Here is a 1,638-nt window from a genome sequence, read left to right as displayed (position 1 = left end):
AAATAATATTGTTTACTTCTAATATAGATGAATCTTTAAAAATGATTTCATTTTGCTTTGCGGCAATGACTCTTTTTTTTAAGATGATCTTTTTCTGTTTTATTGCATGTTTTAATTCATGCCCAAATACTGGATCACCTTTCTTTTGAATGAATTTGCCTACTATTGATGTATGACTTGCATGTAAAACTCCTAGTTTATCAAACCACCAAAAGATGCTTCTTTTTCCGATCATTAAAGGGAAATAAACAAGTTTATTACTACAGGCTAAATATGTAACTCTTTCTTTGGATAATTCAACAGCTATCTGAGTACCACTATTCCCACCACCAACTACTAGTACATTTCCATATGCCAATTGTTTTGAATTCTTATATTGTGATGAGTGTAGTTGATTAATATTATCAGCTAAATCCTTTGATATTGATGGAATATTAGGGGTATGAAAAGCGGGTTAACCCCCTAATTTTGGACACATACTACTCTTAGCTCATTATTTCATAGAATTGCTCTTTATTTTAGGTGAGGCAAGAAAATCATCCTGCCTCATACTCTCACTTCTTTAATCGTTAGCTCTTCTGTTTGGTTTCGTTGATAAAATTCATTTGGTGCTAAATCTAAAATACTCGAATGGATTCTTCGATTATTGTAGAAATCCATGTATTCAGCCACCTCATGATACGCATCTGCGTAGGAATGAAAAGCGAACCGCCTCAAACATTCATACTCTAGTAATCGGTGAAACGACTCGATATGGGCATTCATATTCGGTGTTCTCGGCGGAATGCGTTCATGTTCGATGTGGAACGTTTCACATGCTTTCTGAAACGCTAGAGAAATAAATTGTGGACCATTATCCGTTCGAATGACTGGCTTTGTTTCTCTTTCAAATTGCTGACGCTTAAACAAGGCACGCTGCACGAGTTGGCCAGCGTCGTGTCCGGTACAATGTAAACCAATATGATAATCAATGATGGAACGGTCATATACATCAATGAGCGATAGAATAAAGAAGAAACGCTCTTCACCTTCGATGTAGCCGTATTTAATATCTGCTTCCCACAGCTGATTCGATTCAGTGATGATCCGGTTCCTCGCTAATTTTCTTGGATAGTGGAACTTCACTTCTCGCTGTGGCTGTAGGATATCGAGTTCCTTACATAATCGGTACACTTTCTTTTTGTTAATCTGTAGCGCATACTCGCTTCGAAGGCGGAGGCACAACTTTCGATAGCCATAGACACCGGCTTCACCTGAGATGAGTTCCATCAGCCATTCCTGTATTTGTTCATCCGGTATTTTTTTGCCGTTCTTAGTGAGTGAATAGCCCGGAATGGGTCTGCCCTCACTTACTGACTTTTCTTCTTTCTTGTATTGATAATAGTACGTAGAAGGAGAAATCTCTAAAATCTTCAGGACTTTACGGACGGCATAACCTTTCGCAATCCACTCATTCGCTATTTCAAGCGTTTCAGTAAGTGAGGGTTCTTCTTTTTTAGTACGTCACGGAGAATGGAAATTTCTAAATCTTTTTCGCCTAACAGCTTTTTAAGCTGGTCATTCTCCTCCTCCAACTGTTTGATCCCTGAGGGAGAAACAATATCTTGAATGCCGGAATGATCTAGATTGCCTTTTTCC

1 protein-coding gene and 2 pseudogenes are annotated in these 1,638 nt (G+C 38.3%); all 3 read right to left on the bottom strand.

Translation table 11 applies throughout. The features are described 5' to 3' along the window. A pseudogene (locus tag ACFUTU_RS21390) lies at positions 1-400 on the bottom strand (hypothetical protein); the annotation flags it as partial. Between the two features lie 146 nt (positions 401-546). Further along, positions 547-1,446, bottom strand: coding sequence for an IS3 family transposase (locus tag ACFUTU_RS21385; protein ID WP_026113687.1), 900 nt, complete (start codon positions 1,444-1,446; stop codon positions 547-549). Positions 1,447-1,457: 11 nt separating this feature from the next. Then, positions 1,458-1,638: pseudogene (locus ACFUTU_RS21380) on the bottom strand (hypothetical protein); the annotation flags it as partial.

Source organism: Arthrobacter sp. NPDC057388 (assembly GCF_042668165.1).
Classification (GTDB): domain Bacteria; phylum Actinomycetota; class Actinomycetes; order Actinomycetales; family Micrococcaceae; genus Arthrobacter.
The sequence above is the reverse complement of the archived record's forward strand: the minus strand, read 5'-3'. Positions and strand labels throughout refer to the sequence as shown.